Here is a 23,954-nt window from a genome sequence, read left to right on the forward strand (position 1 = left end):
GCATCAGGCCTGCCAGACGCCGTAGCCCTTCTCGCGCAGGGCGATCCCCAGCTCGACCTCCATCTCGCACGCCGCGCGGTACGGCATCGGGTTGTAGACCGCGTAGAGGTCGGGCCTGAGGCGCAGCCCGTGATCGCGCACGAAGGTGTTGGCCTGGATGCCGGCCTTGTGCTTGTCGAAGCGCACGTCCGGATCGAGCCCCGTCATGCCCACGTAGACGAGCGGCATGCCCAGCCGGTAGTCGGGATTGCAGCGCCGGAAGCGGCCGTTGTTCCAGACCTCGTCGCCCAGCTCCACGACGTACACGTGGTGATGGAGCCTGCCGCGGCGGGGCATACGCTGGGACCCTAAGCCGTGGTCCAGCCGCCTTCGACCCGCACCTCGGCCCGGATCGAGTTGGCGATGTTGCAGTGTTCGTGCGCTTGGTGATGCAGCGCCTCGACCTCGCCGGCGCGCGGCAGCCTGGGCCCCGAGAACACCAGTTGCGGTTGCAGCCGCACTTCGATGATGGCCATCTTGCCCGCGGCGTTGGCGCCCATGCGCCCAACGGCCGCATCGACGTAACTCTCGACCACGAGGCCCCGGCGCGCCGCGAAGTCGAGGAACCACAGCATGTGGCAGCTGGAGACGGCGGCGACGAGTGCCTCCTCCGGGTCCACCGCGGCGGCGTCGGAATAGGGCAGCGGCACCGACAGTGGCGAACTCGAGCCACGGACAACCGCGCCGCCGTCGAAAGCCCAGCGGTGCGCACGGCTGTACTTGCGGCCGGTGAAGTCGGCGCCCGCCCGGTCCCAGCTGATGGTGGAGGAGTAGCTGGACATCTCAGGTCGCGGGCAGCGCGGCCAATGCGCATCGCTCGGTTTCGTTCAGGTGCGCGGTCAGCAACCGCACCGCGGCGGTCGCGTCCTTGCGCCGGACGGCACGCAGCAGCGCATGGTGCTCCTCGTGCCAGCCCTGCGCCCGCGTACTGGGGCGCAGGCGCGAGAAGTAGAAGCGGTCCACCAGGAAGCGCAGGCGTCTCACCATGCCCATGGATTCCGCCCGGCCCGCCGGTGCATAGAGCGACTCGTGGAATTCGCGGTCCCCGGCCAGCCAGTCGGCCACTGAAGAAGCCTTGTCCAGCGCGGCCTGCACCGTCTCCACGCGGTTGAGCGTGGCCGCGGTGTGCAGCGGGACGGCGGCGAACAGCACGTCGCCTTCGATCAGGCGGCGCAGCTGGAACAGCTCGCGCAGCTCCGCCACGCTGACGCTGCGCACGTACACGCCCTTGTTCGGCACCACCTGGACCAGGCCTTCGGCCTGCAGCTGGAACAGCGCCTCGCGCACCGGCACGCGGCTGACGTTGAGTTCGGTGGCGATCTCCTCCTGCCTCAGCGGTGCGCCGGGCGCCCAGCGGCCCCGGTCCAGCGACTGCCTCAGCAGCTGCAGCACGGCGGAGGAGGTGGTCTGGGTGATCGTGGCGGTTGGCACAGCAATATTTATACACGTATACGATCTGCTCGACAACGCGGATGCGTGTTCGGTGTGCAAGCGAGCAACACCGGGTCTCGCGGCCCAGGCACCGTGAATATTCACGCGCCGCGGCACTGGCTTCAATGGCTGAGTCAGCGGGTGTGGCTTGCAAAGTTCTGACGCGCTGGCTCAGCCGCAAAAACAGCTCGGGCCGCACCGTGATTGACGCTCCTGCGGATCAGTCGGCAACGTCCCACAAACCTGTAGGACGAAGCCTTGTAACGGCCTGAACTTTCTCCGACACGACCGGTCAGGAGGTCTCTTCAGTGAAAGGGATCGACAGACATGAAAGAGCGAATCGCCACGCAAGTGACCTCCGCCCACAACGTCGTGATGCTGGCCGTGCTGCTCGGCGCCGGCCTCACCGGCTCGATCGCCACCGCGCCCGCCCCGGTCTCCGATACGTTGGCCCAGCGCCTGCAGATCGGCAAGCTGGAAACGATCGCGGCCGAGGCAGCTCAGCAGGCGATCGCGGTGCAGCCCGCCGCCCGCGCGGCGCAGGCCGTGCAGGACGTGATCGCCCCCAAGGTCGCGGAGTCATTCAACTTCCATGTGTTCGACAGCCGCTTCGACCACGTGCGCAACCAGATGCGCTGGCTGCCCGTCAAGTACGGCAGCGACGTGTTGAAGACGCCGGACGCACCCTCGCGCCTGCTGCTCGCGCAATCCGCCGCGAAGCAGGCCGGGCTGGGCGAGGTCGGTCTCAGCTACCGCGATGTGTACGGCATCATCAATGCCGAAACGTCCTGGATCCCGCGCATGGGCGCGAGCAAGGACGGCACGCCGAACCTGGGCATCGCCCAGTTCGAACCCGCCACCGCCAAGGCGATGGGCATGGTGAATCCGGCGGATCCCGTGGAAGCCGTGCATGCCGCGGCCGTGCACATGAAGGACGCTGCACTGTGGAGCGCGAAGCGCCTGGCCGGGCTGAAGCTCAAGCCTGAAGAGCACGCCCTCAAGCTGCGTGAAGGCGTCTCGATCTACTACAACCTGTCCTCGCGCGGACGCGCCAAGTGGAACGGCAAGAACACCGCCAAGCTGCCGGTGGAAACGCGCCGCCACATCGCCAATGCCCGCATCGGCGCGCGTGAAGCCGCTGAACTCGAAGCGCAGCTGCGCGACCTGCAGGGCCGCATGAACGGCGCGCGCACCGTCACTGCGCAACGTTGATGGCGTGGCCTGGAAGGCCGCCCTGCGGCCTTCTTGGTGCTACCGTGCGTAGCCGCGCGGCGCGTCCAGCACGCCCGCGTGCGTGCGCGGGAGTTCGGGTGGCGCGGGCATGTGGGCTGCCGGTGGCCGCTTGCCGGTCGGCGTGACGGGCGTGTAGCTCGCCGGGGCACCACCGCCACCGTTCGCGGGCCCTTCGCCGAGCTTGAACCGGGAGATCATCTGCAGCAACCCGGCGGCCTGGTCCTTCATCGACTCCGTCGCCGCGGCGGCTTCCTCCACCAGCGTGGCGTTCTGCTGCACCACGCGATCCATCTGGCCCACCGCGGTCGTCACCTGCTCGATGCCCATGCTCTGCTCGCGGCTTGCGGCGGCGATCTCGGCGATCAGCTTGCTCACCTTCTCCACGGTCATCACCACTTCCACCATGGTGTGGCCCGCGGAATCCACGAGGTTGCCGCCGGCCTGGACCTTGTTGGCCGAATCCTCGATCAGCCCCTTGATCTCCTTGGCGGCCGCCGCGCTGCGCTGCGCGAGGCTGCGCACTTCGGCCGCGACCACCGCGAACCCGCGGCCATGCTCTCCGGAACGCGCGGCTTCCACCGCGGCGTTGAGCGCGAGGATGTTCGTCTGGAAGGCGATGCCGTCGATGACGCTGATGATGTCGGCGATCTTGCGCGAAGCGCGCCAGATGTCGTCCATGGTCGTCACCACCTTCTCCACCGCGTCGCTGCCCTGGCGCGCGACGTCGCAGGCCGTCGTGGCGAGCTGACTGGCTTCGCGCGCGTTCTGGGCGTTCTGCTGCACCGTGGAGGTGAGTTCCTCCATCGAGCTCGCTGTCTCTTCCAGGGTGCTGGCCTGTTCCTCGGTGCGCTGCGACAGGTCGAGATTTCCCTGTGCGATCTGCGCGCTGGTGTCCGAGAGCGAATGCGCGCCGCGCGCGACTTCGCCCGTCAGCGAGCGCAGGCCGGTGATCATCTCCTTCATGGCGAACAACAGGCTGCGGTTGTCGCCGGCGGCGAGCTTGACCTCGGTCGTGAGGTCGCCAGCCGCGACCTTGCGCACCACCGATGCCGCGAACCCCGGCTCGCCGCCCAGTTGCTTGCGCAGCCCATTGGCGAACAGCACGGCGACCGCCAGTGCCGCCGCGATCGCCAGCAGCGAGACGGCGACCGCCGTCGCGATGCCGGTCTGGTACGTGCCGACCGATTCACGGGCCATCTCGCGCGAGTCGTTCACGACGTGGTCGACCAGCTTGGAAAGCGCTTCCGTGTACGCCACTTGCGCCGGCCGCGTCTTGGCCAGCAGCGCCACTTTGGCGTCGTCCATATGGCCGGCATCGGCGAACCGCAGGAATTCATCCTCCGCCTCGGCGTACGTCTTGTGCGCCGCCTCCACGTTGCGCAGCAGGACGCGCAGGCGGTCGGTCGTCGCCAGGGTGCGGACCTGCTGCAGCAGCGCGGCACGCTCGCGGCGGTCCGACTGGATGCCCTTCAACTGCTCGGTGATTTCGCCCTGCTCCGTCAGGACGAACGCGGTCTGCATGTAGCGCGCCGTGCGCAGCAGCGCCACCTCCCAGTTGCCCGCGCTGATCAGCAGCGGCACCCGGTTGTTCGCCAGCTGGTCGATCTGCTTGTTCAGCGCGTTCAGGTTCAGAATGCCCAGGCCCGCCACCACCACGAGCAGGGCGATGACGAGGCTGAACGCGCTCAACAGCCGGGTGCTCACGGACTTTTTCTGGAACATGGTCAAGTTGTAACTACTTGTGAAGCCCCATTAGACTGCACACGGCCGGGCAGGGGAAGGGGGCAAGTTGTAAACCGGATGGCCGGTGGGCGGTCGCTGCAACGCCGAAAGGGCGGGTTTACGCGAGGTCAGCCCAAGCCGGCAGGTGCAGCGACCCCGCCGTCACGGCCCGCGCAGCGCGGATCGCGCGCACCACGGCCAGGGCGGTGACTTCCGCCGCCATGGTGCCCAGCGTCATCATGCCCAGCGTCTTGCCGCTCGCGCCCGTGGCCAGCGCGAAGAGGGCGTCGCCGTCCGACAGGGTGTGCAAGGGGTTGATCGCGCGGGCCAGCCCGTCGTGCCCCATCGTGGCCAGGCGTCCCGTGTGCATCTTGTTCAGCACGGCATCGGTCGCGATGACGCCGATGGTGGTGTTGCTGCCGGCCAGCATGGGCGTCGCGCCAACGCCTTGCAGGAGGGCGCGCCGCGTGTCGAGCAGGGCCTGTCCATCCGCGGTCCGCGCACCGGCCAGGACGCGGCCCGTTTCCGGGTCCACCACGTCACCAAGGGCGTTGCAGGCAACGATGGCGCCGACGGTGACACCCTCCACGGTGACCGAGGCGGAGCCGATACCGCCCTTCATGGCGCGGGCGATGCCAAAGATCTTGCCGACGGCGGCGCCCGCGCCCGCGCCGAAGTTGCCTTCGGCCGGCGCGTCCTTCGATGCGGCTTCACAGGCGGCGTAGCCCGATGCGGCGTCCGGCCGGATGCGGGGGTCCCCCAGCGGCAGGTCGAACAGCACGGCCGCGGGGACCAGGGGGACGCGCGCCGGCCCGACCTCGAGGCCGATGCCCTGCTCGTCGAGCCAGCGCATGACGCCGCTCGCGGCGTCGAGGCCGAAGGCACTGCCGCCCGCCAACAGGATGGCGTGGACGCGTTCCACCACGTTGGAGGGCGAGAGCAGGTCGGTTTCGCGCGTGCCGGGGGCGGCGCCTCGCACGTCGACACCGCCCACCGCACTGCCGCGCGCCAGGACGACGGTGCAGCCGGTCGGCCGCCGGCTGTCGGTGAACTGGCCGACCTCGATGCCGAGGACGTCCGTGATGGAGGAGGGCATGAAATTCATTATCCATGCCGCGTTTTCTCGGCCCGAGACCGGCCCTGGGCCTCGTGGGCGAAGTACCCCGCGCCACGGAAGGACCTGTCCTACATGTGCTGCCCCGCGTTTGCCGACACCTGCGCAACGCTGGGCTTCCTACAGTGGGCGCTTCCGCCGGCACTTGCCGGCATCCCCGCGAAATCGACCTGCCCTGAGAGAGGAAACGCCATGAACACCGAGACGTCCACCAACCCCTTCCCCACCACGCTCGAGCAGTCGTCCGGCGGCGGCTCCGGCCTGAACGGCGGCGGCACCGCCCACCTGCACAAGGCCGCCCAGAAGATCCACGAAGCCGTGGACACGCTGGAGCAGAAGCTCGGCCAGAGCAGCGACAAGGTGATGGGCCTGCAGCAGGAATATGGCGACCTGGCTCGCGAGCAGGTGCGTGCGAACCCCCTCGCCGCCTTGGGCGCGGCCTTCGCCGTCGGCTTCATCTTCGCCAAGGTCTTCAGCAAGTAAGAGTACGTCAGCCAGCGCGAGGCGCGGCCAGTTCGGCCCGCGCCTGGCGCAGCACGCTGACCCCGGCCCACAGGGCCAAGCCCGCCATGATGGCCGCGACCACGAGGTCCGGCCAGCGGGTGCCGGTGCCCACCACCCCGAGCGCCGCCAACAGCACCGCGAGGTTGCCGATGGCGTCGTTGCGCGTGCACAGCCACACGCTGCGCATGTTCGCGTCGCCTTCACGGTATGCATAGAGCAGCCAGGCCACCGCCAGGTTGGCGGCGAGCGCCAGCACGCCCACCGCGCCCATGGTCACCGGCTCCGGCGTCTGGCCGGTGAAGGCGCCCCAGAGGGCACGCCCCAGGACCAGCGCGCCGAACAGCAGCATCGATGCGGCCTTCAGCATGGCCGTCCCCGAGCGCCACGCCAGGCCCATGGACAGCACCGCAAGCGACAGGCCGTAGTTGGCCGCGTCGCCGAAGAAGTCGATGGCATCGGCAAGCAGCGACACCGATCCAGAGGCGAGGCCGGCACCGATCTCCAGCAGGAACATCCCCAGGTTCACCACCAGCGCGATCCACAGCACGCGGCGGTAGCCGGGCGGGGGTACCCCGCCGCCCGTCCCGTGACTCGCGTGATCGTGGTGGTCATGGCTGTGGCAGTGCGCGGACATCGGTTCCTCTCCGTTGAATGCAGGTCTTGGGGTCATTGGAAACCCTGGAGCCGCTCCAGAGTCAAGCCGCTACGATCGCCTCATGAAGATCAGTGACTTGAGCCGCGCGACCGGCGTCGACGTCGACACCATCCGCTACTACGAGAAATCCGGTTTGCTGCCGCCACCAGCGCGCGAAGCCAACGGCTACCGCAGCTATGCAGATTCGCACCTGGAGCGCCTCGCATTCGTACGGCATTGCCGCGCGCTGGACATGCCGTTGGCCGACGTGAAGAGCCTGCTCGAGGTGGTCGACGGCCGGCAGGCCGAGGATAGCGGCATCGACATGCTCATCGAGGCGCAACTGCAGCGCGTGCGGGCGCGCCTGAAGAGCCTGCGCGCGCTGGAAAAGCAACTGGCGAAATTGCGCGAAAGCTGCGACGAGGATCACGCCGCGCATCCCTGCCGCATCCTGCAGGAACTCGTGGCGGCCGCGCATGGGGAGGCGTGCGCCTGCCATCCATCCAGCTAGGCGCGTGGCGCCGCCCGCGCCTTGTCGATCCACAACTGCAGGTTGTCGAGCAGGTCCGATTGACTGAACGAGCAGCTTTCTTCGGTGAAGAGCGCGCTCGCTTCGAGGCGGTCCAGCAACTGGTCGAGAACTTCGCCGAACCGAGGCGGCAAGCCGTCGAGCAGTGCCGCCAGATGGCGCGCCTGTCCGGAGAACGCGGCCGCGCTGGTATCGCCTCTGCGCAGGGACTCCAGGCCGGATTGCAGGAGGTCGATTTCGGTGACGGGCATGGCGGACATGGGCATCCGCGCATTGTGCCGGTGGCCGGTGCTATAACGGCCGCATGCAAGCTCCCGCAGCGCCCCGGCGCCCCGTCAACGTGCACGGCGCATATCACGCGCACGTGTATTTCGATGCGGCGACGGTGGCGCAAGCTCGCGCGCTGTGCGAAGAAGCCGGCTGCCTGTTCAAGGTGGCCGTGGGGAGGGTCCACGAGAAGAACGTCGGCCCGCATCCCCGCTGGAGCTGCCAGCTCGCGTTCAGCGCAGCGGAGTTCGACCGCATCGTCCCCTGGCTGGACTCCCATCGGCATGGCCTCGACGTCTTCGTCCATGGCCTGAGCGGCGACGACCTGAAGGACCACACCGACCACGCCTATTGGCTCGGCAACGCCTGGCCCCTCGATCTGTCGATCTTCTAATTGGGGTCAGATTCCAATTAATCCGTCAGTGAGGACAGGAACTGCTTCAGTTCCGGCGTCTGCGGATTCGCGAACAGTTCGGCCGGCGGCCCCATCTCGTGCACCAGGCCCTGGTGCATGAAGATCAGGCGGTCGCTCACCTTGCGCGCGAAGCTCATTTCGTGCGTCACCATCAGCAGGGTCATGCCTTCCTCGGCGAGGCTCTCGACCACGCGCAGCACCTCGCCGACCAGCTCTGGGTCCAGGGCGCTGGTGATCTCGTCGCACAGCAGCACGCCCGGCTCCATCGCCAGGGCGCGTGCGATGGCCACGCGCTGCTGCTGCCCGCCGGACAGCTGGTCCGGCATCGCGTCGAACTTCTCGGCCAGGCCGACGCGTTCCAGCAGCTTGCGCGTCTGGGCCTCCGCCTCCCCCTTGACCTTCTTCTTCACCAGCGTCGGCGCCAGCATGACGTTGCGCCCGACGCTCAGGTGCGGAAACAGGTTGAAGTTCTGGAAGATCATGCCGACACGCTGGCGCAGCTCGCGCATCGACGTGGGACTGTCATGCCGCAGCGCCTGGCCGTCGACCGACAGCGCGCCCTCCTGGAAGACCTCCAGGCCGTTGATGCAACGCAGCAGCGTGCTCTTGCCCGAGCCGCTCTTGCCGATGATGGCGATCACTTCGCCCTTCTGCACCTTCAGGTCGATGCCCTTCAGCACCTCGTTGGCGCGGTAGGACTTGCGCAGTGCGGTGATCTCAACGATGGGACGCATTCATTCTCCTCTCGAGACCGCGGGCGTAGAGACTGACCGGGTAGCAAAGCGCGAAATAGAGCAGGGCCACAAAGCTGTACACCACGAAGGGCTTGAAAGTGGCGTTGGTGATCATGGTGCCGGCCTTGGTGATCTCGATGAACCCGATCACCGAGGCGAGCGCCGTGCCCTTGACCACCTGCACCAGGAAGCCCACGGTTGGCGGGATGGCGATCTTGAGCGCCTGTGGCAGCACGACGTGGCGCAGTTGCTCACCGAAATTCAATGCCAGACTTTGAGCCGCTTCCCATTGGCCTTTGGGAATGGACGCGACGCAGCCGCGCCAGATCTCCGCGAGAAAGGCGCTGGTGTACAGCGTGAGCGCCACCGCGGCCGCCGTCCACGGCGAGGTGTTGATGCCGAACAGCGCGATGCCGAAGTAGGCCAGGAACAGCTGCATCAGCAGCGGCGTGCCCTGGAACAGCTGCACGTAGCCCGAGACGAAGCGCTGCAAGGCCACGGAAGGCGTGAGCCTCGCCACGAGCAATGCCAGCCCGACCAACCCGCCGCCGACGAAGGCGATCAGCGAAAGAGCGACGGTCCAGCGCGCTGCCAGCAGCAGGTTGCGCAGGATGTCCCAGGAGGAGAACTCGACCATCAGAAGAGGAACCGGGCGCCGGCCCAGTTCAGCAGGCGGCGCAACGCGATCGACAGCGCCAGGTAGATGGCCGTGGCGATGATGAAGGCTTCGAATGCGCGGAAGTTGCGGCTCTGGATCAGGTTGGCGGCATAGCTCAGTTCCTCGGTGGAGATCTGTCCGCACACCGCGGAGCCGAGCATCACGATGATGATCTGGCTGACGAGCGATGGCCACACCTTGCGCAGCGCCGGCGGCAGCACCACGCGCAGGAAGATCTGCATGCGGTTCAAGGCGAGGCTGAGCGCCGCCTCGATCTGCCCGCGCGGCGTGGCCTCCAGGCCGGCACGGATGATCTCGGTGGCGTACGCGCCCAGGTTGACCACCATCGCGATCACCGAAGCGGCTTCCGGCGACAGCCGGAAGCCCGCGGCCGGCAACCCGAAGAAGATGAAGAACAGCTGCACGATGAAGGGCGTGTTGCGGATCAACTCCACGTACACGCCCACCACCCAGCGCAGCCAGGTCGGTCCGTCACTGCGGGCCCAGGCGCAGGCCACACCGACGACCACCCCGATCACCGCGGAGATCGCGGTGAGTCCGAGGGTCCACGCCACGCCCTTCAGCAGCATGGGCCACTGGGCGAGGATGGCGAGGAAGTCGAAGGTGATGCGCATGGCTGGCTCGTGCTGGGGTTCGCCTGCGGGCTCACCGCCAGCCTACGAATCGCGCCGTAGGCTGGGGTGAGCGCGACAGCCGAACCCCGGCGATTTCAGTTCGGCAGCTCTCCGGTCGGCCGGCCCAGCCACTTCACTGCCATCTTGTCGAGATCGCCGGACTTCTTGGCTTCGGCAATGATGTCGTTGACCTTCTGGCGCAGCTTGTCCTCGCCCTTGCCCACGCCGATGAAGTTCGGCGAATCCTTCAGCACGAACTTGAACTCGGTGCCCATGGCCGGGTTCTTGGCCATCATGGCGCCGGCCACCTGCGCGCTGGTGGCCAACGTCTGCACCTGGCCCGCCATGTAGGCGGACACAGTGGCGTTGTTGTCCTCGAAGCGCCGCAGTTCCGTGGCGGGCGGCGCCACCTTGGTGAGTTCCATGTCATCCACCGAACCTCGCGTGACGGAGATGGACTTGCCGGCCAGGTCCGCCGGACCCTTGACCGTGATGCTCTTGGGCGCGAAGACCGCGATGAAGAACGGCGAATAGGCGGCGGTGAAGTCGATCACCTTCTCGCGGTCCGGGTTCTTGCCCAGCGTGGAGATCACCAGGTCGGCCTTCTTCGTCTGCAGGTAGGGGATGCGGTTGGCGGTGGTGACCGGCAGAAGTTCAACCTTCACGCCCAGTTTCGCGGCGATGTAGTTCGCCATCTCGATGTCCAGACCCTGGGGCTTCAGGTCGGTGCCGACGAAGCCGTAAGGCGGGAAGTCGGTGGGGATCGCGATCTTGATCTCCTTGGACTTCAGGATGTCGTCCAGCGCGGTCTGCGCCTGGGCGGCGCTGGCGGCGAGGAGAAGGGCGGCGGCGAGGGCGACGGTGAACTGGCGCTTGCTGGACTTCATAGGAGGGCTCCGAGGTAGGTCGAGGAGGAATCGTCGGCGTCGATGGGCTTCTTGCCCTTTCCCGCCGTCGCCGGTTTGCGTTTGCTTGTACGCAAGACTTGTGCCGCACTGGGCTCGTTGAGCGGTGCCAGCGCGTCACGCAGTAGCGCCAGGGGGTCGCTGTTGGCGGGCAGCCGCAAGTGCGCCTGCACGGTGCCGATGTGGCGCGCCATCAGTGCCTCCGCACCAATGCGGTCGCCCTTTTCCAGTGCGGCGACGATCTGCACATGGTCCTCGCACGACTGCGCGGCGTCGTGCGACGACTGGTAGAGCATCGCGATCAATGTGGTGCGCGCCGTGAAGTCGCGCAGCGTGTCGGCGAGCAGGCTGTTGCCCAGGCATTCGGCCAGGCACACGTGGAAGTCGCCGAGCAGGAAGCTGCGGGCGCCCACGTCGGTGCCCTTCACGGCGGCCTTCTCGCGCGCGAGGTGCGCCTTGAGCTCCTTCAGCTTGCCCTTGTCGAGGGCGCCCGTGTTGCGGATCAGCCCCAGCTCGATCACGCGCCGGGCCTCGAAGGCCTCGCGTGCTTCGTCCTGCGAAGGCTCGATCACGTACCAGCCGCGCCGTGCGCTCACCGTGACGATGCCGCGCGCGGCCAGCCGCGTCAGCGCCTCGCGCACGATGGTGCGGCTGCAGTCGAACAGCATGGCGAGTTGCTGCTCGCCGAGCCGCGAACCTGGCGCGAGCTTCTGCGCCATCACCGCTTCAAGGATGCGGTCGCTGATCTCGGAGGGGCTGGCCATCCACTTGCGTCGCAGCTTTCATGCCTGCTGGTATGCAAGATTGGTGCACCAATGACGGGCGCCACGCCCGTTCGCCGGGCACCCGCGGGTGCCCGGCACTGCGCGATCAGTCCAACTTGGCGCCGGACTTCTTCACCGCATCCGCCCACCGCGGCATCTCGGAAGCCAGGTACTTGGCAAAGTCTTCCGCGCCCAGGTAGGCCGGATCCGCCCCCTGCGTGAGCATGCGGCTGCGGATCTCCGGGGTGGTCAGCACCTGGCGGAAAGCATCGCTCAGTTTCGCGGTGATGTCCTTCGGCAGGTTGGCCGGCGCGAGGAAGCCGTAGAAGCCGACCACCTCGAAGTCCTTGATGCCGGACTCCATCGCGGTCGGGACGTCCGGCAGCGCGGGGTTGCGCTCGCGGCTGGTCACGGCGAGGGCCTTGACCTTGCCCTGCTTGTGGTACGCCGCCGCCTGCGGGATCGACTCGGCCATGAACTGCACCTGGCCCGCCATCAGGTCGGTGAAGGCCGGCGCGCTGCCGCGGTAGGGGATGTGGACCATGAACAGCCCCGTGGACGTCTTGAACATCTCCGGCACCAGGTGGCTGATGCCGCCGTTGCCCGCCGATCCGTAGTTCACCTGGCCGGGCCGGGTCCGGGCGTAGTCCATGAACTCCTTCAGGGAGTTCGCGGGCACCTTCGGGTTGACCAGCAGCGCCAGCGGCTGCATGGCGCTGCGGGCGATCGGGGTGAAATCGCGCAGGGTCTGGTAGGGCAGCTTGCTGTAGAGCGCCGGGTTGATCACCATCACGCCGGTGTTGGCCAGCATCAGCGTGTAGCCGTCGGCGGGTGCCTTCATCACGTCCTGCGCGCCCACCGTGCCGCCGGCGCCGGCCTTGTAGTCGATGACGATGGGCTGGCCCAGCACGGCCTGCAACCTCTCGGCAAGCAGGCGCGCGTGCTGGTCCAGCGGGCCGCCGGCGGGGAAGCCGATCACCAGCCGGATCGGCTTCTCGGGGTAAGCGGCGGCCGCCGCGATGCTCGTTGCAGCCAGCAGGGCCGCGGTCGCGGCCTTCCAGAACTTCATGCGTCGTCTCCTGTTTCGTCGTGCGGAACCATGATATCGGTCGCCCAGGTGACGCCCTTGCGGGGTTCCCCGGTGCACCGCAACAAACCGAATGGCTACCCTCCCGGCATGGATCGACCGCATCACAAGTTCTGGCCCAAGCGCCTGCCGCACGCCCTGACCATCCCCGCCACGTCCCTCTGGGACAACCTGGCCACCAGCGCGAGGCGCTATCCCGACAAGGCGGCCATCATCTTCTTCGGGCGCCGCACCAGCTATGCCGAACTGCAGCGGCAAGCCGAAAAGCTGGCCGCCCGCCTGCAGGCGATGGGCGTGCGCAAGGGCGACCGCGTGCTGCTCAACATGCAGAACTGTCCGCAGCTGATCATTGCGCACTTCGCCATCCTGCGCGCCAACGCGGTGGTGGTCCCGGTGAACCCGATGAACCGCGCGGAGGAGCTGAAGCACTACATCACCGACCCGGACGCCAAGGTGGCGATCACCACCAGCGACCTGGCCGGGGAGATCGCCCGGGCCGACGCCGAACTGCCGGCCAGCGAGCGCTTGTCGCACCTGATCGTCACGCACTTCACCGACGCCTTCGATCCGGAGGCTCCCGAGTGCGGCCCATTGCCCGCGGCGTGGCGCGACTGGCTGCTCACGCGGCACGCCTTCCCGGGCCTGGTCAGCGGCCAGGTCATCGGCTGGAACGCGGCGCTGGACAACGGCTTGCCTTTGGGCGAGGTGACGGTCGGCCCGGCGGACCTGGCGGTGCTGCCCTACACCAGCGGCACGACCGGCCACCCCAAGGGCTGCATGCACCCGCACCGCAGCATCATGCACAACGCCATGGCCAGCACCGTCTGGGGCAACGGCACGGCGGAGGGCGTCATGCTGCTGGTCGTGCCGATGTTCCACATCACCGGCATGGTCAGCGTGATGCACTCGCACATCTACATGGGCGCGACGCTGGTCGTGATGCCGCGCTGGGACCGCGACCTGGCCGGCCACCTGATCTCCAGCTACAAGGTCACCACCTGGACCAACATCCCCACCATGGTCATCGACCTGCTGGGCAGCCCCAACTTCGCGTCGTTCGACCTGTCCAGCCTGCACCACATCGGCGGCGGCGGCGCGGCGATGCCGCAGGCAGTGGCGCAGCGGCTGCTGGAGCAGTACGACCTGCGCTATGTCGAAGGCTACGGCCTGACCGAGACGGCGGCGCCCTCGCACAGCAACCCGCCCGACGCGCCCAAGCAGCAGTGCCTGGGCATCCCCTTCCTGAGCTGCGACTCGCGCGTGATCGACCCGGAGACGCTGAAGGAGTTGCCGCCGGGCGAGCAGGGCGAGATCATCATGCGCGGCCCGATGGTGTTCGACGGCTATTGGAAGCGCCCCGAAGCCACCGAAGCCGCATTCATCGAGTTCGAGGGCCAGCGCTTCTTCCGCTCGGGCGACCTGGGCCGCACCGACGAGGACGGCTACTTCTTCCTCACCGACCGCCTCAAGCGGATGATCAACGCGTCCGGCTTCAAGGTCTGGCCGGCGGAGGTGGAGGCGCTGATGTTCCGCCACCCGGCCATCCAGGAGGCCTGCGTCATCTCCACGCGCGACGCCTACCGCGGCGAGTCGGTGAAGGCCGTGGTGGTCGTGCGCGCCTCCCACAAGGGCCAGGTCAGCGAGCAGGACATCGTCGACTGGTGCCGGGCCAACATGGCCGTGTACAAGGTGCCACGCATCATCCAATTTGTTGATGCCTTGCCCAAGAGCGGCAGCGGCAAAGTGATGTGGCGCAGCTTGCAGGAGGCCGAAGGTCAGGCGTAGACTGTCCGTTCAGGCGAGGCGATCGACCAACAACAAGGAGGCGCCCACCGAATGACCAACGACCCCGCTCCCAGCACCGATTGGAAGGAGCGCATCGCTCCCGACGAGGCCGAACGCTACGCGAAGTTCGCCACGCAGTTCGCCGAGATCCAGGCCCGCAAGTCCAAACGCCATGGTGCCGGGCGCGCCCTGCACCGCAAGCAGCTCTCCGCCGCGCAGGGCACGCTGGAAGTGCTCGATGGCCTGCCCCACTACGCGCATTTCGGCCTGTTCGCGGTGCCGCACGACTACGAAGTCTGGGTTCGCCTGTCCAACGGTGGCATGGACCGCGCGCCCGACAAGGTGCCCGACATCCGCGGTTTCGCCCTGCGCGTGCTCGGCGTGCGCGGCAACTCCGCGCTCGGCAACGGCCCGGCCGTGAGCCAGGACTTCACCCTGATCAACCAGGAAGCCTTCGCGTTCGCCGGCAGCACCGAGTTCGTCGAGTTCGCCGTGGCCGCCTCGCGCGGGAACGCCGAGCTGTTCAAGTACATCTTCAAGCGCTACGGGCTGCTCGGCGCGCCGCGCCAGTTGGGGAAGATGATCAAGGTGGTCAAGAAGCCTTTCACCGGTTTTGCCACCGAAACGCTGTTCAGTGCGCTGCCGATGGCCAACGGGCCGTACGCCGTGCGGGTGCGCCTGGTGCCGTCCGCCGCCAACGGCAAGCCCGAGAGCGGCGCCCACAACGACTGGTCCGCCGACTTCGCGGCGCGGCTGCGCAAGGGCCCGCTGCATTGGGACATGCAGCTGCAGTTCTTCGCCAGCGAAGCACTCACGCCGATCGAAGACGCTTCGGTCAACTGGACCACGCCCTATTCGACGGTGGCCCGGTTGATGCTGCCGCAGCAGGACCTGGACTCGCCCGACGCCAAGACTTTCGCCGAGCGGGTCGAAGGCTCCGTCATCGACCCCTGGCAGGCACTGGTCGAGCACCGGCCGCTGGGCGATGTCCAGCGCGCGCGCAAGGTCGTCTACTTCCAGAGCCAGAAGGGGCGCGGCGCCAGCTGACCGCCCGGGGCCGGCGCTGGCTCGCGACCTCATCTGTCGGAGTTTGCCTACAGGGTCAGCGGCGGGCAGCCGCTACCATGGCCCAGCACCCCGGCGCTTCGTCCGTGGGCTCGTCAGCACCGGATGCAAGCCAAGACAATCGACCACGATTTGCCAAGACAGGAACGTGCCTCCACCGGAATCCCGGGGTTGGATGACGTTCTGGGGGGCGGCCTGCCCATCCGGCACCTCTACCTGGTGGAGGGCAACCCGGGGGCGGGAAAGACGACGCTCGCATTGCAGTTCCTGCGCGATGCGGGAGAGCGTGGTGAGCGCGGCTTGTATGTCACGCTGTCGGAAACGGCCGATGAACTGAGGACGGTGGCCGCTTCGCATGGCTGGTCGCTGGCCGGCATCGAGCTGTTCGAACTGGTGAGCAGCGAAGGCCTGAGCCCGGAAGTGGAGCAATCCATTCTTCATCCCTCGGAGGTCGAACTGGGCGAGACCGTGCGTGGGATCATGTCCGCGGTCGACCAGATGCGCCCCAGCCGCGTGGTGTTCGACAGCCTGTCCGAAATGCGGCTGCTGGCGCAGACCCCCTTGCGCTACCGGCGCCAGGTGCTCGCGCTCAAGCGTTTCTTCGCCGAACGCAAGTGCACGGTGCTGATGCTGGATGACTGTTCCGACCACCACGCGGACCAGCAATTGCACAGCATCGCCCACGGGGTGATCCGGCTCGAACAAGCCGTGGACCAGTACGGGCCCGAGCGGCGGCGCCTGCGCGTGATCAAGATGCGCGGCATCCGGTACCGGGGTGGCGACCACGACTTTTCGCTCAACACGGGTGGACTCTCCGTTTACCCGCGCCTGGTCGCGTCCGAGCACCGCTTCGACGCGGAAGCGCGCGTGGTCAGCACCGGGTTCGAACGCCTCGACGCATTGATGGGTGGCGGCCTGGCGCGCGGCAGCAACACCCTGTTCGTGGGGCCGTCCGGCGTGGGCAAGACCACCACCGCCATTGCGTGCGTGCTGGCGGCGCTGCGCCGCGGCGAAAAGGCGGCCTACTACCTGTTCGACGAAGGCCTGGGCACCTTGCTGTTGCGGGCCAGGGCCCTGGGCCTGGACGTCCAGCCCTTCATCGACAATGGCCAGTTGTCCGTCATCGCCCTGGACCCGGCCGAAGTGTCGGCCGGCGAATTCGCGCACATGGTCCGGCACGCCGTCGAGGATGCCGGCGCACTGACGGTGGTCATCGACAGCCTCAACGCCTACCTGCAGGCCATGCCGGGCAGCAAGTACCTGTTGCTGCAGATGCACGAACTGCTCACCTACCTGAACCACCGGGGCGTCGTGACGATCCTGGTGCTGGGGCAGCACGGCCTGCTCGGGGAATTGCATGCTGACGTGGACATGAGCTACCTGAGCGACTCCATCCTGCTGTTCCGCTTCTTCGAGGCGCGCGGCAATCTGCTCAAGGCCGTCTCGATGATCAAGAGCCGCACCGCGCGGCACGAACTCACCATCCGCGAATTCCGCATCGGCAATGAAGGCATCGAGATCGGCCCGGAAGTGACCGACTTCGAAGGCGTGCTGGCGGGCATCGCCTCCTACCGCGGCACACAGCACCTGCTGGGCGACGCGGACCTGGTGCGGCCATGACGGAGATGCGCGTCCTCATCCACGCCCCGCGCGGGCGCGACGGCGCCGTCGTCGAAGGGGTCCTGACGCAGCAGGGCATCGCCTGCAAGGTCTGCGAGAGCCACGACGACCTGATCGACTGCCTGCTCCAGGGTGCGGCCTGCGTCATCCTGACGGAGGAGGCGCTCCCCGAACTCCAGTCCGACCAGCGCCTGCTGGGCTGGCTGGAGGCGCAGCCTTCCTGGTCCGACTTCCCGTTCGTGGTGCTCGCCACCAAGCGCGAAGGCCGCCGTGCCGACAAGGACTTCCGCTCCCTGCACAGCCTGGGCAACCTGGTGCTGCTGGAGCGGCCCCTCAACGCCGAGACGCTCGCCAGCGCCGCCGAATCCGCCGTCCGCGCGCGGCGCCGCCAATACGCGGCGCGCACGCACCTCGAAGAGCTGAGCAACACGCGCAGCGAACTCGAACGGCTGAACGGGGAGCTCGAAGACCGCATCCTGCGCCGCACCAAAGAGCTGGCCAGCGCGAACGACCGGCTGATGAAGGAAATCAACGAGCGCGAACGGGCCCAGGCCGCGCTCACCCAGGTGCAGAAGATGGAGGCGATCGGCCGGTTGACCGGCGGCATCGCCCACGACTTCAACAACCTGCTGCACGTGGTCAACATGAACCTCGAGCTCGTGTCGATCTACGCGAAGGAGGAGAAGGTCAAGCCCGTGGTGGAGCGCGCCAAGAGCGCGGCGCGCCGCGGCTCCCGCCTCACCAACCAGTTGCTGTCGTTCGCCCGCAGCCAGTCGCTGCTGCCCAAGCTGACCCAGGTGAACCAGTTGCTCATGGGCATGAAGGACCTGATCGAGATCTCCGTGGGCTCGGCGGTCGAGGTCGAGTTCGACCTGTGCGAGGAGCCGGCGCCGGTCGTCGTCGACCCGAGCCAGTTCGAGATGGCGATCCTCAACCTGGCGGTGAATTCGCGCGACGCCATGCCCGAGGGCGGCAAGATGAAGGTCTCGACGCGCACCGCCACTCTGGAAGCCGGCGAGCGTGACGTCCCGCCCGGCGACTATGTGATCGTGACCGTCAGCGATACCGGCGGTGGCATTCCCGCGCAGGTGCTGCCCAAGGTCTTCGACCCGTTCTTCACCACCAAGCCGGTGGGGCAGGGCACGGGGCTCGGCCTGAGCCAGGTGTACGGCTTCGCGCGCCAATCAGCCGGCGGCGCCACCATCCGCAGTGACGAGGGCCGTGGCACGACCGTGGAAATGCTCTTCCCCCAGGTCGATGGCGAACCCGAGACCGCTTTGACCACGCTGCAGGCGCCGGCCGTGCCGACGCGCGCCCGCGACTGCCACATCCTGGTGGTGGAGGACGATCCCGAAGTGCGGCGCGTCATCGTCGAATGCCTCAGCATCATCGGCTACAAGGTCACCGAGGCGGCGAACGGCACCGAGGGCCTGGCCGCGTTGCAGGCCAAGAAGCCGGACCTGATGGTGGTGGATTACGCGATGCCGGACATGACGGGCGCCGAAGTGATCTCGCAGGCGCGGGTCCTGGTGGGCAACCTCCCCGTGATCCTCGCCACCGGCTACGCGGACATGGCCGCCGTGGAGCGGCTCGCCGGCAAGCCGACCATCCTGCGCAAGCCCTTCGACATCGCCGCACTGGGCGACGCCGTCAGCGCGGCGCTGGAGAGCGAGCGCGAGAAAGCGACGCTGTAGACGCATGGGCCGGCGCAGGTGCAGGACGCTGATCTTCTCGACTGCCTCGTCATCGGCGGAGGCGCCGCCGGCCTGACGGCGGCCGTGTACCTGGGACGCTACAAGCGGCGAGTCCAGGTTGTCGACGCCGGCGCCAGCCGGCTGCGGCTGATCCCCCTGAGCCGCAACGTGCCGGGCTTTCCGGAAGGCATCGCCGGGCCGGACCTGTGGCGCCGCATGCGCGAGCACGCCGTCGCGTACGGCGTGCCCATCGCCGAAGCATGCATCGAGCGCCTGGAACAGCGCGCCGGCGGCGGCTTCATCGCCCACGCAGCCGGCCGTGAATGGCACGCGCGCTATGTGATCCTGGCGACGGGCGCCTGTGACGTCGCCCCCGAGATTCCTGGCCTGGACCATGCGCTGCAAGCCGGCCAGGTGCGCTATTGCCCGGTGTGCGACGGCTTCGAGACCCAGGGCCAGCGCGTGGCCGTCCTGGGACGCGCCGGCCACGGCCTGCGCGAATCGCTCTTCGTGGCCGGCTTCGGCAACGAGGTCACCTGGCTGGCCATGCAGTCGCAGGAGGAGGTGGCACCGGCCGACCTGGCCCGCCTGCGCGAAGCTGGCGTGCGCATCGCCGAAAGCGCACCCACCCGCATCGAATGCAGCCAGTCGGACGGTGTCTGCGTCGACCTGGTGAATGGCCAACGCCTGCACTTCGAAACGCTGTACCCGGCGCTGGGCCTGGTGCACGCCTGCGGCCTGGCGACGGCGCTCGGCGCGCGGGCCCATGCCGACGGCCAGCTCGAAGTCGACGCACACCAGCAGACCTGCGTGCCGGGGCTCTACGCCGCGGGCGACGTCTCCGTGGACCTGAACCAGATCAGCGTCGCCACCGGGCATGCCGCGATCGCGGCGACGGCGATCCACAACCGGCTCTGACTTCCTCTACGATGGGTGCGTCCAGCAGCACCATCGGAGCGGTCCCTTGAAGATCAAGAGCGTCGAACCCTTCATCCTGCATGTGCCCGTCACCGGCAGCCAGATCGCCGACAGCACGCACAGCATCAGCCACTGGGGCGTGGTCGGCGCATGCATCACCACGGAAGACGGCCTGGCGGGCTACGGCTTCACCGGCACGCACGCGCACCTGCCGGGCGACCAGCTCATCACGCGCTGCATCGCCACCTGCCACGCGCCCCTGCTGGTCGGCGAGGACGCCGGCGACGTGCAGCGGCTCTGGCTCAAGCTGGCGCGCAACCCGGCGCTGCAATGGATCGGCCGCGCGGGCATCACCACGCTGTCGCACGCCGCCATCGACATCGCCTTGTGGGACCTGAAGGCCAAGTCCGCGGGCGTACCGCTGTGGAAGCTGCTCGGCGGCCAGGTGCGCCCCAAGGTTCGCGCGTACAACACCGACATCGGCTGGCTGTCGATCGGCGATGCGCAGCTGGTCGAAGGCGCGCAGCGCGCCGTGGCAGAGGGCTTCACGGGCATCAAGATCAAGGTGGGATCCACCGTCGAACGCGACCTGCGCCGCCTGGCCGCCGTGCGCGCGGCGATCGGCCCCGACGTCACGCTGGCCGTCGACGGCAACGGCAAGTGGGACTTGGCCACCTGCCTGCGCTTTTGCCGGGGCGCCGAGGCGCAGGACGTCTACTGGTTCGAGGAGCCGCTCTGGTACGACGACGTGAAAGGCCACGCCGACCTGGCGCGGGCCACGCGGGTGCCGGTGGCGCTGGGCGAGCAGCTGTACACGCAGGACGCATTCAGCGAGTTCTTTCACCAGCGCGCCATCCACTGGGTGCAGCCGGATGTGACGCGCATGGCCGGCATCACCGAGGTGTGGCGGGTCTGTGAGACCGCGCACTCGTACCGCCTGCCGGTCGCGCCGCATGCGGGCGACATGAGCCAGGTGCACGTCCACCTCAACCATGCGCACCCGGCCTGCGAGGTGCTGGAATACATCCCCTGGATCAAGGACTGCTTCACCGACCCTGCGGAAGTGGTGGATGGTGACTTCCGGCGGCCGTCCGAACCAGGGGCTGGTACCACGCCGACGCCGCAGGCCTGGGAGCGCTTCCGCCAGCCGGCGGCCTGACAAGGATTGTGGGGTAAACGCTGAAGCGCGGCCCCAAGGCGTGGGCTAAGGTAGAAAGCTCTCATCCTGCTCCAGGAGCTTCCCATGCGCGCCATCCTTGCCCTGATTGCCGGCCTGGCCTTCGCCGGTGCCGCCGCCGCCCACAACTGCCCCAACGAGATGAAGGCGATCGACGCCAAGCTGGGCACCAAGCCCCAGATGTCCAAGGCCGACATGGACAAGGTGGTGGCCTTGCGCAAGAGCGGCGAGGACCATCACAAGGCCGGCAAGCACAGCGAATCGATGAAGGACCTGGGCGAAGCGAAGAAGATGCTCGGAATCTGATCCGCGGGCTATTTGGCGGTGATCCAGGCGGCGGTCTGCCGCACGACCTCCCGCTCCAGGCCATTGAAGCCATGGTGTGCGAAGGCCTCGCAGGGGTCCCCCCGGTTCTGTCCGCCCTGGAAGGACAGCAAGTGGCTGCGGGGCGCGCCTGCCAGCTTGCGCATGAGTCCGGGCACTTCCGAGTAGGCGCACAACGAGCAGGCATCCTGCTCGTGATGCACCACCAGCACGGGCACGCGGATCTTTTCCAGCGGCATCGCGGGCACAGCGCGGCCTCGCGGATCCGTCACGATGGTCGCGGTGAGCACGATGCCGTCGGGCCCGTCGGCGCCGGTCAACTCCGTGGCCACGTAACCCACTGACTGTGTGCCACGGCTGGTTCCAACAAGCCAGACCGGAACCTTCGCAGTCTCGCGGACCCAGCCGATGACGGCTTTGACATCGGCAACGTGTTCCGGCCTTTGCCGTGCACCTTGCAGATAGGGTGGAGTTTGCCGGTCCGACGGCGTGTCGAGCACGATCACCAGCAGGCCTTGCTCCGCGAACAGCTGGCGCGAGCGCACGAGGAAGTTGCCTGTGCCCCAGTTCATCGACCCGTTGGGGAAGATCTGCAAGCCCCCATGGCCGCCGGCGAAGAGCACGACGGCCGCCTTCGGGTCTGGCGGGGCCAGCACGAGCATCCGTTGGGTGACGCCGCCCCGGGTCGGGATGTCGACGGGCTTCTCGGCGACCTGGGCCCGCGCCTGCGATCCCACCGTCATCGCCAGGAGCAGGGCGACGGCGAGAGCGCGGAGGATGTGCATGACTACACCTGCAGCGAGCCGCGAAAGCCCCGGGCGGCGTAGTACGAGTCCGCGCCATTGTGATAGACGAACACCCGGCCATAGCGCCTGTCGCAGAAGAGGGCGCCCCCGAGCGAGCGGACGTCGGGTGGTGTCTGCACCCAGCTGGACGTCTTGGTGTCGAATTCGCCCAGCGTCTGCAGCACGCGGTACTGTTCCTCCGTCAGCAACGCGATCCCCATGGCGGCCGCCATTTCGAGGGCGCTGTCCTTCGGCTTGTTTTCCTTGCGGGCGTCAAGTGCTTTCCGGTCGTAGCAGACACTGCGCCTCCCGGCCGGACTTTGCGCGGAACAATCGCAGAAGGTGAACCGGGCGGGCTTGCTGTCGCGGCCGATCACGTCCGGTTCGCCGCCGGATGCTTCCATCGCGCGGAGCGACGTCAGTGCGGTAGGGTTGGCTTCCAGCCTCGCCCCGACATCCGCCCAGGCCATGCCTGCGTGCCGGTGCATGTTTTTCTCGAAGCGCGCCTGGAGGATTTCGAGCAGTGGGTCAGCTTGTGGCTTCATGGAGGTTCCGCCGTGAATTGGATGCCATTCTGGTCCGCCCAGGCGCGTAGCGCCTGTTCGATCCCGTTCGACTCGTAGGCGTGCCAGGTGTCCAGCATCCCGATCGCATCGAGCAGGCTCTTGAACTTCCCGTACGCCCCCGGTCTCCCGAAAAAGCCCCTGACCTCCACGGATCGCGCCGGCACGTGCTCCTCCGTGAACTCGAGCGCCAGGCTCCTGCCAAGGTCAAGCTCGTTCTTGCTCGGAACCGCCAGGTACAAGCTGTCGTCATCCACATCGGCGGGAGGCTCGTCCCCGGAGTCGTCCAGATCGGAGACCAGCCAGATCTTCCCCGTCTCGCGGCTCACATAGGCGTTGTTCTCGAAAGGCCCGACCGCGCTGACCCACTCGAATGCGTCGAGGAGTTCGGAAAGGCGGACGAAGGTGGTCATGTCGGTTTCATCCGGGCAGTTTCATGGGCAAAGCCGGCATGAGCGCGCCGGCTCATCCGAATACTTGTGTGACCTCGATCGTTCCGACGATGTTGTCATTCATCTCCTCCAGGTCTTCTGCCGGAATCCAAACCAGGCGGTGTCCGGGTCCTCTCGCACGAGGTCCCATTCGCGATCAGTAGCCCAGGACAACGACTCACGCGCGCTTGAGCGCTCCGGCTCCTGCCAATGTTGCACCCAGGCTTCTGCAAGTGAGCCGAGGTCTTCATTCATGAGGGATAACGTGCGAGTAACCGGCGACTTGCGCCAGGAACTCGCGGAGCGAGCGGACGCCGCAAGGCGTCCGCGTTGACTAGCTGGTTAGACATCGATTTCCACGCTTCGCTACTCTGAACCGAACCCGTGCTTCTTCGCAAAGTGGCGATGAAGGATGAAGTCAAGAAAGAGTGCCTCCATAGGCTCATTCTTCGGCAGCTCATTCTTCGGTGGGGTTGCGTGATCGATCATCGATTCCATCGCCGAACGAATTTGACGCCCAATATCCTCGAAAACCAGGCTAGCGCGAGCACGGTCGGCAGGAAACGAGGGAGTGCCCTCCGCGTAGATCGCAGCCGTCAAAATTGCTTTCGTCACAGGCGAAGTGCTCACTTGCTGCAGCAAGGCAAGCGCAGCATCGTTGCTGGGACTAGGGACAGCCCGTTGCAGATGCATAAAGGCGAGGCAGAGCCTTGCACGGTCGTCCCCTCCAGACGCCCCCGATAGCAACTGGTCCAGTCCGGCCGCAACTTCCTTCGGGTTGCCGCTCGAGACTCTACGAGCAGCCAAATCGTTGGCAGGTTCGAGACACACCCCCATCGCCGCCAACGGGATTGTCATTGCCGCAAGAAGTACCAATGCGCGAGAGACCGTGTTCATCGACGTCTAACGCAATGTATAGAG

28 protein-coding genes are annotated in these 23,954 nt (G+C 67.4%); 11 read left to right on the top strand and 17 right to left on the bottom strand.

Annotation, left to right across the window (positions count from 1 at the left end):
- Positions 1–3: 3 nt before the first annotated feature.
- Genes FN976_RS02305 through FN976_RS02315 form a run of 3 tightly spaced genes read right to left on the bottom strand, consistent with a single transcriptional unit; the run spans position 4 to position 1,470 of the window.
- On the bottom strand, positions 4–336 hold the full coding sequence (locus FN976_RS02305; protein ID WP_145890552.1) for a hypothetical protein: 333 nt from the start codon (positions 334–336) through the stop codon (positions 4–6).
- Between the two features lie 11 nt (positions 337–347).
- The gene (locus FN976_RS02310; RefSeq protein WP_145890554.1) at positions 348–821 is read right to left on the bottom strand and encodes an OsmC family protein; all 474 of its coding nucleotides are present in this window, start codon (positions 819–821) and stop codon (positions 348–350) included.
- A 1-nt stretch (position 822) separates the two neighbouring features.
- Positions 823–1,470, bottom strand: a complete 648-nt coding sequence (locus FN976_RS02315) for a GntR family transcriptional regulator (RefSeq protein WP_145890555.1) — start codon at positions 1,468–1,470, stop codon at positions 823–825.
- Between the two features lie 327 nt (positions 1,471–1,797).
- Here FN976_RS02315 and FN976_RS02320 point away from each other — a divergent pair, with 327 nt between their 5' ends.
- Positions 1,798–2,682, top strand: a complete 885-nt coding sequence (locus tag FN976_RS02320) for a lysozyme family protein (RefSeq protein WP_145890557.1) — start codon at positions 1,798–1,800, stop codon at positions 2,680–2,682.
- 39 nt (positions 2,683–2,721) lie between these two features.
- On the opposite strand, the gene FN976_RS29630 is transcribed toward FN976_RS02320, so the two are convergent.
- Entirely contained in the window at positions 2,722–4,425 is a 1,704-nt protein-coding gene (locus FN976_RS29630; protein WP_145890559.1) for a methyl-accepting chemotaxis protein, read from the bottom strand.
- A gap of 118 nt (positions 4,426–4,543) precedes the next feature.
- A complete protein-coding gene (locus FN976_RS02330) occupies positions 4,544–5,521 on the bottom strand; it encodes a P1 family peptidase (RefSeq protein WP_255440049.1) in 978 nt (325 codons plus the stop codon).
- Positions 5,522–5,731: 210 nt separating this feature from the next.
- On the opposite strand from FN976_RS02330, the gene FN976_RS02335 reads away from it, so the two are divergent.
- Positions 5,732–6,022 (top strand): hypothetical protein, encoded by a 291-nt coding sequence (locus FN976_RS02335; protein WP_145890563.1) that lies wholly within the window; start codon positions 5,732–5,734, stop codon positions 6,020–6,022.
- 7 nt (positions 6,023–6,029) lie between these two features.
- Here FN976_RS02335 and FN976_RS02340 read toward each other — a convergent pair whose 3' ends face one another.
- Complete coding sequence (locus FN976_RS02340; protein WP_145890566.1) at positions 6,030–6,677, bottom strand: cation efflux transmembrane domain-containing protein; 648 nt, start codon at positions 6,675–6,677, stop codon at positions 6,030–6,032.
- Positions 6,678–6,759: 82 nt separating this feature from the next.
- Between FN976_RS02340 and FN976_RS02345 the strand changes: the two genes are divergently transcribed.
- A complete protein-coding gene (locus FN976_RS02345) occupies positions 6,760–7,188 on the top strand; it encodes a Cd(II)/Pb(II)-responsive transcriptional regulator (RefSeq protein WP_145890568.1) in 429 nt (142 codons plus the stop codon).
- Here the strand turns inward: FN976_RS02345 and FN976_RS02350 are convergent.
- Positions 7,185–7,472 carry a hypothetical protein gene (locus FN976_RS02350; RefSeq protein ID WP_432417838.1) on the bottom strand — a complete coding sequence of 96 codons (288 nt, stop codon included), beginning with the start codon at positions 7,470–7,472 and terminating at the stop codon, positions 7,185–7,187. The genes FN976_RS02345 and FN976_RS02350 overlap by 4 nt on opposite strands.
- 38 nt (positions 7,473–7,510) lie before the next feature.
- Here FN976_RS02350 and FN976_RS02355 point away from each other — a divergent pair, with 38 nt between their 5' ends.
- Positions 7,511–7,867, top strand: a complete 357-nt coding sequence (locus FN976_RS02355; RefSeq protein ID WP_145890571.1) for a DOPA 4,5-dioxygenase family protein — start codon at positions 7,511–7,513, stop codon at positions 7,865–7,867.
- A 17-nt stretch (positions 7,868–7,884) separates the two neighbouring features.
- Here FN976_RS02355 and FN976_RS02360 read toward each other — a convergent pair whose 3' ends face one another.
- From FN976_RS02360 to FN976_RS02385, 6 genes are all read right to left on the bottom strand, one after another.
- Entirely contained in the window at positions 7,885–8,622 is a 738-nt protein-coding gene (locus tag FN976_RS02360; RefSeq protein WP_145890574.1) for an amino acid ABC transporter ATP-binding protein, read from the bottom strand.
- Entirely contained in the window at positions 8,606–9,259 is a 654-nt protein-coding gene (locus tag FN976_RS02365; protein WP_145890576.1) for an amino acid ABC transporter permease, read from the bottom strand. The genes FN976_RS02360 and FN976_RS02365 overlap by 17 nt, the downstream gene beginning before the upstream one ends.
- Complete coding sequence (locus tag FN976_RS02370; RefSeq protein ID WP_145890578.1) at positions 9,259–9,915, bottom strand: amino acid ABC transporter permease; 657 nt, start codon at positions 9,913–9,915, stop codon at positions 9,259–9,261. Before FN976_RS02370 ends, FN976_RS02365 begins: the two co-directional genes overlap by 1 nt.
- A gap of 95 nt (positions 9,916–10,010) precedes the next feature.
- On the bottom strand, positions 10,011–10,802 hold the full coding sequence (locus FN976_RS02375) for a transporter substrate-binding domain-containing protein (RefSeq protein ID WP_145890580.1): 792 nt from the start codon (positions 10,800–10,802) through the stop codon (positions 10,011–10,013).
- Positions 10,799–11,584 carry a GntR family transcriptional regulator gene (locus tag FN976_RS02380; protein WP_145890582.1) on the bottom strand — a complete coding sequence of 262 codons (786 nt, stop codon included), beginning with the start codon at positions 11,582–11,584 and terminating at the stop codon, positions 10,799–10,801. Before FN976_RS02380 ends, FN976_RS02375 begins: the two co-directional genes overlap by 4 nt.
- 106 nt (positions 11,585–11,690) lie before the next feature.
- Positions 11,691–12,653 carry a Bug family tripartite tricarboxylate transporter substrate binding protein gene (locus FN976_RS02385; protein ID WP_145890585.1) on the bottom strand — a complete coding sequence of 321 codons (963 nt, stop codon included), beginning with the start codon at positions 12,651–12,653 and terminating at the stop codon, positions 11,691–11,693.
- Positions 12,654–12,761: 108 nt separating this feature from the next.
- Between FN976_RS02385 and FN976_RS02390 the strand changes: the two genes are divergently transcribed.
- From FN976_RS02390 to FN976_RS02420, 7 genes are all read left to right on the top strand, one after another.
- Positions 12,762–14,456: a long-chain fatty acid--CoA ligase gene (locus FN976_RS02390; protein WP_145890587.1), complete on the top strand. Its 1,695-nt coding sequence runs from the start codon at positions 12,762–12,764 to the stop codon at positions 14,454–14,456.
- Positions 14,457–14,507: 51 nt separating this feature from the next.
- On the top strand, positions 14,508–15,503 hold the full coding sequence (locus FN976_RS02395) for a catalase family protein (protein WP_145890589.1): 996 nt from the start codon (positions 14,508–14,510) through the stop codon (positions 15,501–15,503).
- Between the two features lie 123 nt (positions 15,504–15,626).
- Positions 15,627–17,141: an ATPase domain-containing protein gene (locus FN976_RS02400; protein WP_145890591.1), complete on the top strand. Its 1,515-nt coding sequence runs from the start codon at positions 15,627–15,629 to the stop codon at positions 17,139–17,141.
- Positions 17,138–18,835, top strand: a complete 1,698-nt coding sequence (locus tag FN976_RS02405) for a response regulator (protein ID WP_145890593.1) — start codon at positions 17,138–17,140, stop codon at positions 18,833–18,835. Before FN976_RS02400 ends, FN976_RS02405 begins: the two co-directional genes overlap by 4 nt.
- Positions 18,836–18,853: 18 nt before the next feature.
- A complete protein-coding gene (locus FN976_RS02410) occupies positions 18,854–19,753 on the top strand; it encodes an NAD(P)/FAD-dependent oxidoreductase (protein WP_145890595.1) in 900 nt (299 codons plus the stop codon).
- A 46-nt stretch (positions 19,754–19,799) separates the two neighbouring features.
- Complete coding sequence (locus tag FN976_RS02415) at positions 19,800–20,912, top strand: mandelate racemase/muconate lactonizing enzyme family protein (protein ID WP_145890597.1); 1,113 nt, start codon at positions 19,800–19,802, stop codon at positions 20,910–20,912.
- An 84-nt stretch (positions 20,913–20,996) separates the two neighbouring features.
- Positions 20,997–21,236, top strand: coding sequence for a PA2433 domain-containing protein (locus FN976_RS02420; protein ID WP_145890599.1), 240 nt, complete (start codon positions 20,997–20,999; stop codon positions 21,234–21,236).
- An 8-nt stretch (positions 21,237–21,244) separates the two neighbouring features.
- On the opposite strand, the gene FN976_RS02425 is transcribed toward FN976_RS02420, so the two are convergent.
- The 4 genes from FN976_RS02425 to FN976_RS02440 all read right to left on the bottom strand — a co-directional run bounded on the left by FN976_RS02425 (position 21,245) and on the right by FN976_RS02440 (position 23,930).
- Positions 21,245–22,039, bottom strand: a complete 795-nt coding sequence (locus FN976_RS02425; RefSeq protein ID WP_145890601.1) for an alpha/beta hydrolase — start codon at positions 22,037–22,039, stop codon at positions 21,245–21,247.
- Positions 22,040–22,041: 2 nt separating this feature from the next.
- Positions 22,042–22,584 carry a DUF4256 domain-containing protein gene (locus FN976_RS02430; protein ID WP_145890603.1) on the bottom strand — a complete coding sequence of 181 codons (543 nt, stop codon included), beginning with the start codon at positions 22,582–22,584 and terminating at the stop codon, positions 22,042–22,044.
- Positions 22,581–23,015 carry a hypothetical protein gene (locus FN976_RS02435; protein WP_145890605.1) on the bottom strand — a complete coding sequence of 145 codons (435 nt, stop codon included), beginning with the start codon at positions 23,013–23,015 and terminating at the stop codon, positions 22,581–22,583. Before FN976_RS02435 ends, FN976_RS02430 begins: the two co-directional genes overlap by 4 nt.
- 384 nt (positions 23,016–23,399) lie before the next feature.
- Positions 23,400–23,930, bottom strand: coding sequence for a hypothetical protein (locus FN976_RS02440; protein WP_145890606.1), 531 nt, complete (start codon positions 23,928–23,930; stop codon positions 23,400–23,402).
- Between the last annotated feature and the right edge of the window lie 24 nt (positions 23,931–23,954).

This window comes from Caenimonas sedimenti (genome assembly GCF_007833165.1).
GTDB lineage: Bacteria > Pseudomonadota > Gammaproteobacteria > Burkholderiales > Burkholderiaceae_C > Ramlibacter > Ramlibacter sedimenti.

What these genes read in the sequence shown, in the direction of transcription:
- FN976_RS02335 (WP_145890563.1), top strand. Translation starts at nt 5,732, where the DNA reads ATGAACACCGAGACGTCCACCAACCCCTTCCCCACCACGCTCGAGCAG.
- FN976_RS02355 (WP_145890571.1), top strand. Translation starts at nt 7,511, where the DNA reads ATGCAAGCTCCCGCAGCGCCCCGGCGCCCCGTCAACGTGCACGGCGCA.
- FN976_RS02345 (WP_145890568.1), top strand. Translation starts at nt 6,760, where the DNA reads ATGAAGATCAGTGACTTGAGCCGCGCGACCGGCGTCGACGTCGACACC.
- FN976_RS02420 (WP_145890599.1), top strand. Translation starts at nt 20,997, where the DNA reads ATGCGCGCCATCCTTGCCCTGATTGCCGGCCTGGCCTTCGCCGGTGCC.
- FN976_RS02400 (WP_145890591.1), top strand. Translation starts at nt 15,627, where the DNA reads ATGCAAGCCAAGACAATCGACCACGATTTGCCAAGACAGGAACGTGCC.
- FN976_RS02310 (WP_145890554.1), bottom strand. Translation starts at nt 821, where the DNA reads ATGTCCAGCTACTCCTCCACCATCAGCTGGGACCGGGCGGGCGCCGAC.
- FN976_RS02375 (WP_145890580.1), bottom strand. Translation starts at nt 10,802, where the DNA reads ATGAAGTCCAGCAAGCGCCAGTTCACCGTCGCCCTCGCCGCCGCCCTT.
- FN976_RS02440 (WP_145890606.1), bottom strand. Translation starts at nt 23,930, where the DNA reads ATGAACACGGTCTCTCGCGCATTGGTACTTCTTGCGGCAATGACAATC.
- FN976_RS02395 (WP_145890589.1), top strand. Translation starts at nt 14,508, where the DNA reads ATGACCAACGACCCCGCTCCCAGCACCGATTGGAAGGAGCGCATCGCT.
- FN976_RS02390 (WP_145890587.1), top strand. Translation starts at nt 12,762, where the DNA reads ATGGATCGACCGCATCACAAGTTCTGGCCCAAGCGCCTGCCGCACGCC.
- FN976_RS02380 (WP_145890582.1), bottom strand. Translation starts at nt 11,584, where the DNA reads ATGGCCAGCCCCTCCGAGATCAGCGACCGCATCCTTGAAGCGGTGATG.
- FN976_RS02365 (WP_145890576.1), bottom strand. Translation starts at nt 9,259, where the DNA reads ATGGTCGAGTTCTCCTCCTGGGACATCCTGCGCAACCTGCTGCTGGCA.
- FN976_RS02405 (WP_145890593.1), top strand. Translation starts at nt 17,138, where the DNA reads ATGACGGAGATGCGCGTCCTCATCCACGCCCCGCGCGGGCGCGACGGC.
- FN976_RS02360 (WP_145890574.1), bottom strand. Translation starts at nt 8,622, where the DNA reads ATGCGTCCCATCGTTGAGATCACCGCACTGCGCAAGTCCTACCGCGCC.
- FN976_RS02385 (WP_145890585.1), bottom strand. Translation starts at nt 12,653, where the DNA reads ATGAAGTTCTGGAAGGCCGCGACCGCGGCCCTGCTGGCTGCAACGAGC.
- FN976_RS02320 (WP_145890557.1), top strand. Translation starts at nt 1,798, where the DNA reads ATGAAAGAGCGAATCGCCACGCAAGTGACCTCCGCCCACAACGTCGTG.
- FN976_RS02435 (WP_145890605.1), bottom strand. Translation starts at nt 23,015, where the DNA reads ATGACCACCTTCGTCCGCCTTTCCGAACTCCTCGACGCATTCGAGTGG.
- FN976_RS02340 (WP_145890566.1), bottom strand. Translation starts at nt 6,677, where the DNA reads ATGTCCGCGCACTGCCACAGCCATGACCACCACGATCACGCGAGTCAC.
- FN976_RS02305 (WP_145890552.1), bottom strand. Translation starts at nt 336, where the DNA reads ATGCCCCGCCGCGGCAGGCTCCATCACCACGTGTACGTCGTGGAGCTG.
- FN976_RS02330 (WP_255440049.1), bottom strand. Translation starts at nt 5,521, where the DNA reads ATGCCCTCCTCCATCACGGACGTCCTCGGCATCGAGGTCGGCCAGTTC.
- FN976_RS02430 (WP_145890603.1), bottom strand. Translation starts at nt 22,584, where the DNA reads ATGAAGCCACAAGCTGACCCACTGCTCGAAATCCTCCAGGCGCGCTTC.
- FN976_RS02370 (WP_145890578.1), bottom strand. Translation starts at nt 9,915, where the DNA reads ATGCGCATCACCTTCGACTTCCTCGCCATCCTCGCCCAGTGGCCCATG.
- FN976_RS02350 (WP_432417838.1), bottom strand. Translation starts at nt 7,472, where the DNA reads ATGCCCATGTCCGCCATGCCCGTCACCGAAATCGACCTCCTGCAATCC.
- FN976_RS29630 (WP_145890559.1), bottom strand. Translation starts at nt 4,425, where the DNA reads ATGTTCCAGAAAAAGTCCGTGAGCACCCGGCTGTTGAGCGCGTTCAGC.
- FN976_RS02425 (WP_145890601.1), bottom strand. Translation starts at nt 22,039, where the DNA reads ATGCACATCCTCCGCGCTCTCGCCGTCGCCCTGCTCCTGGCGATGACG.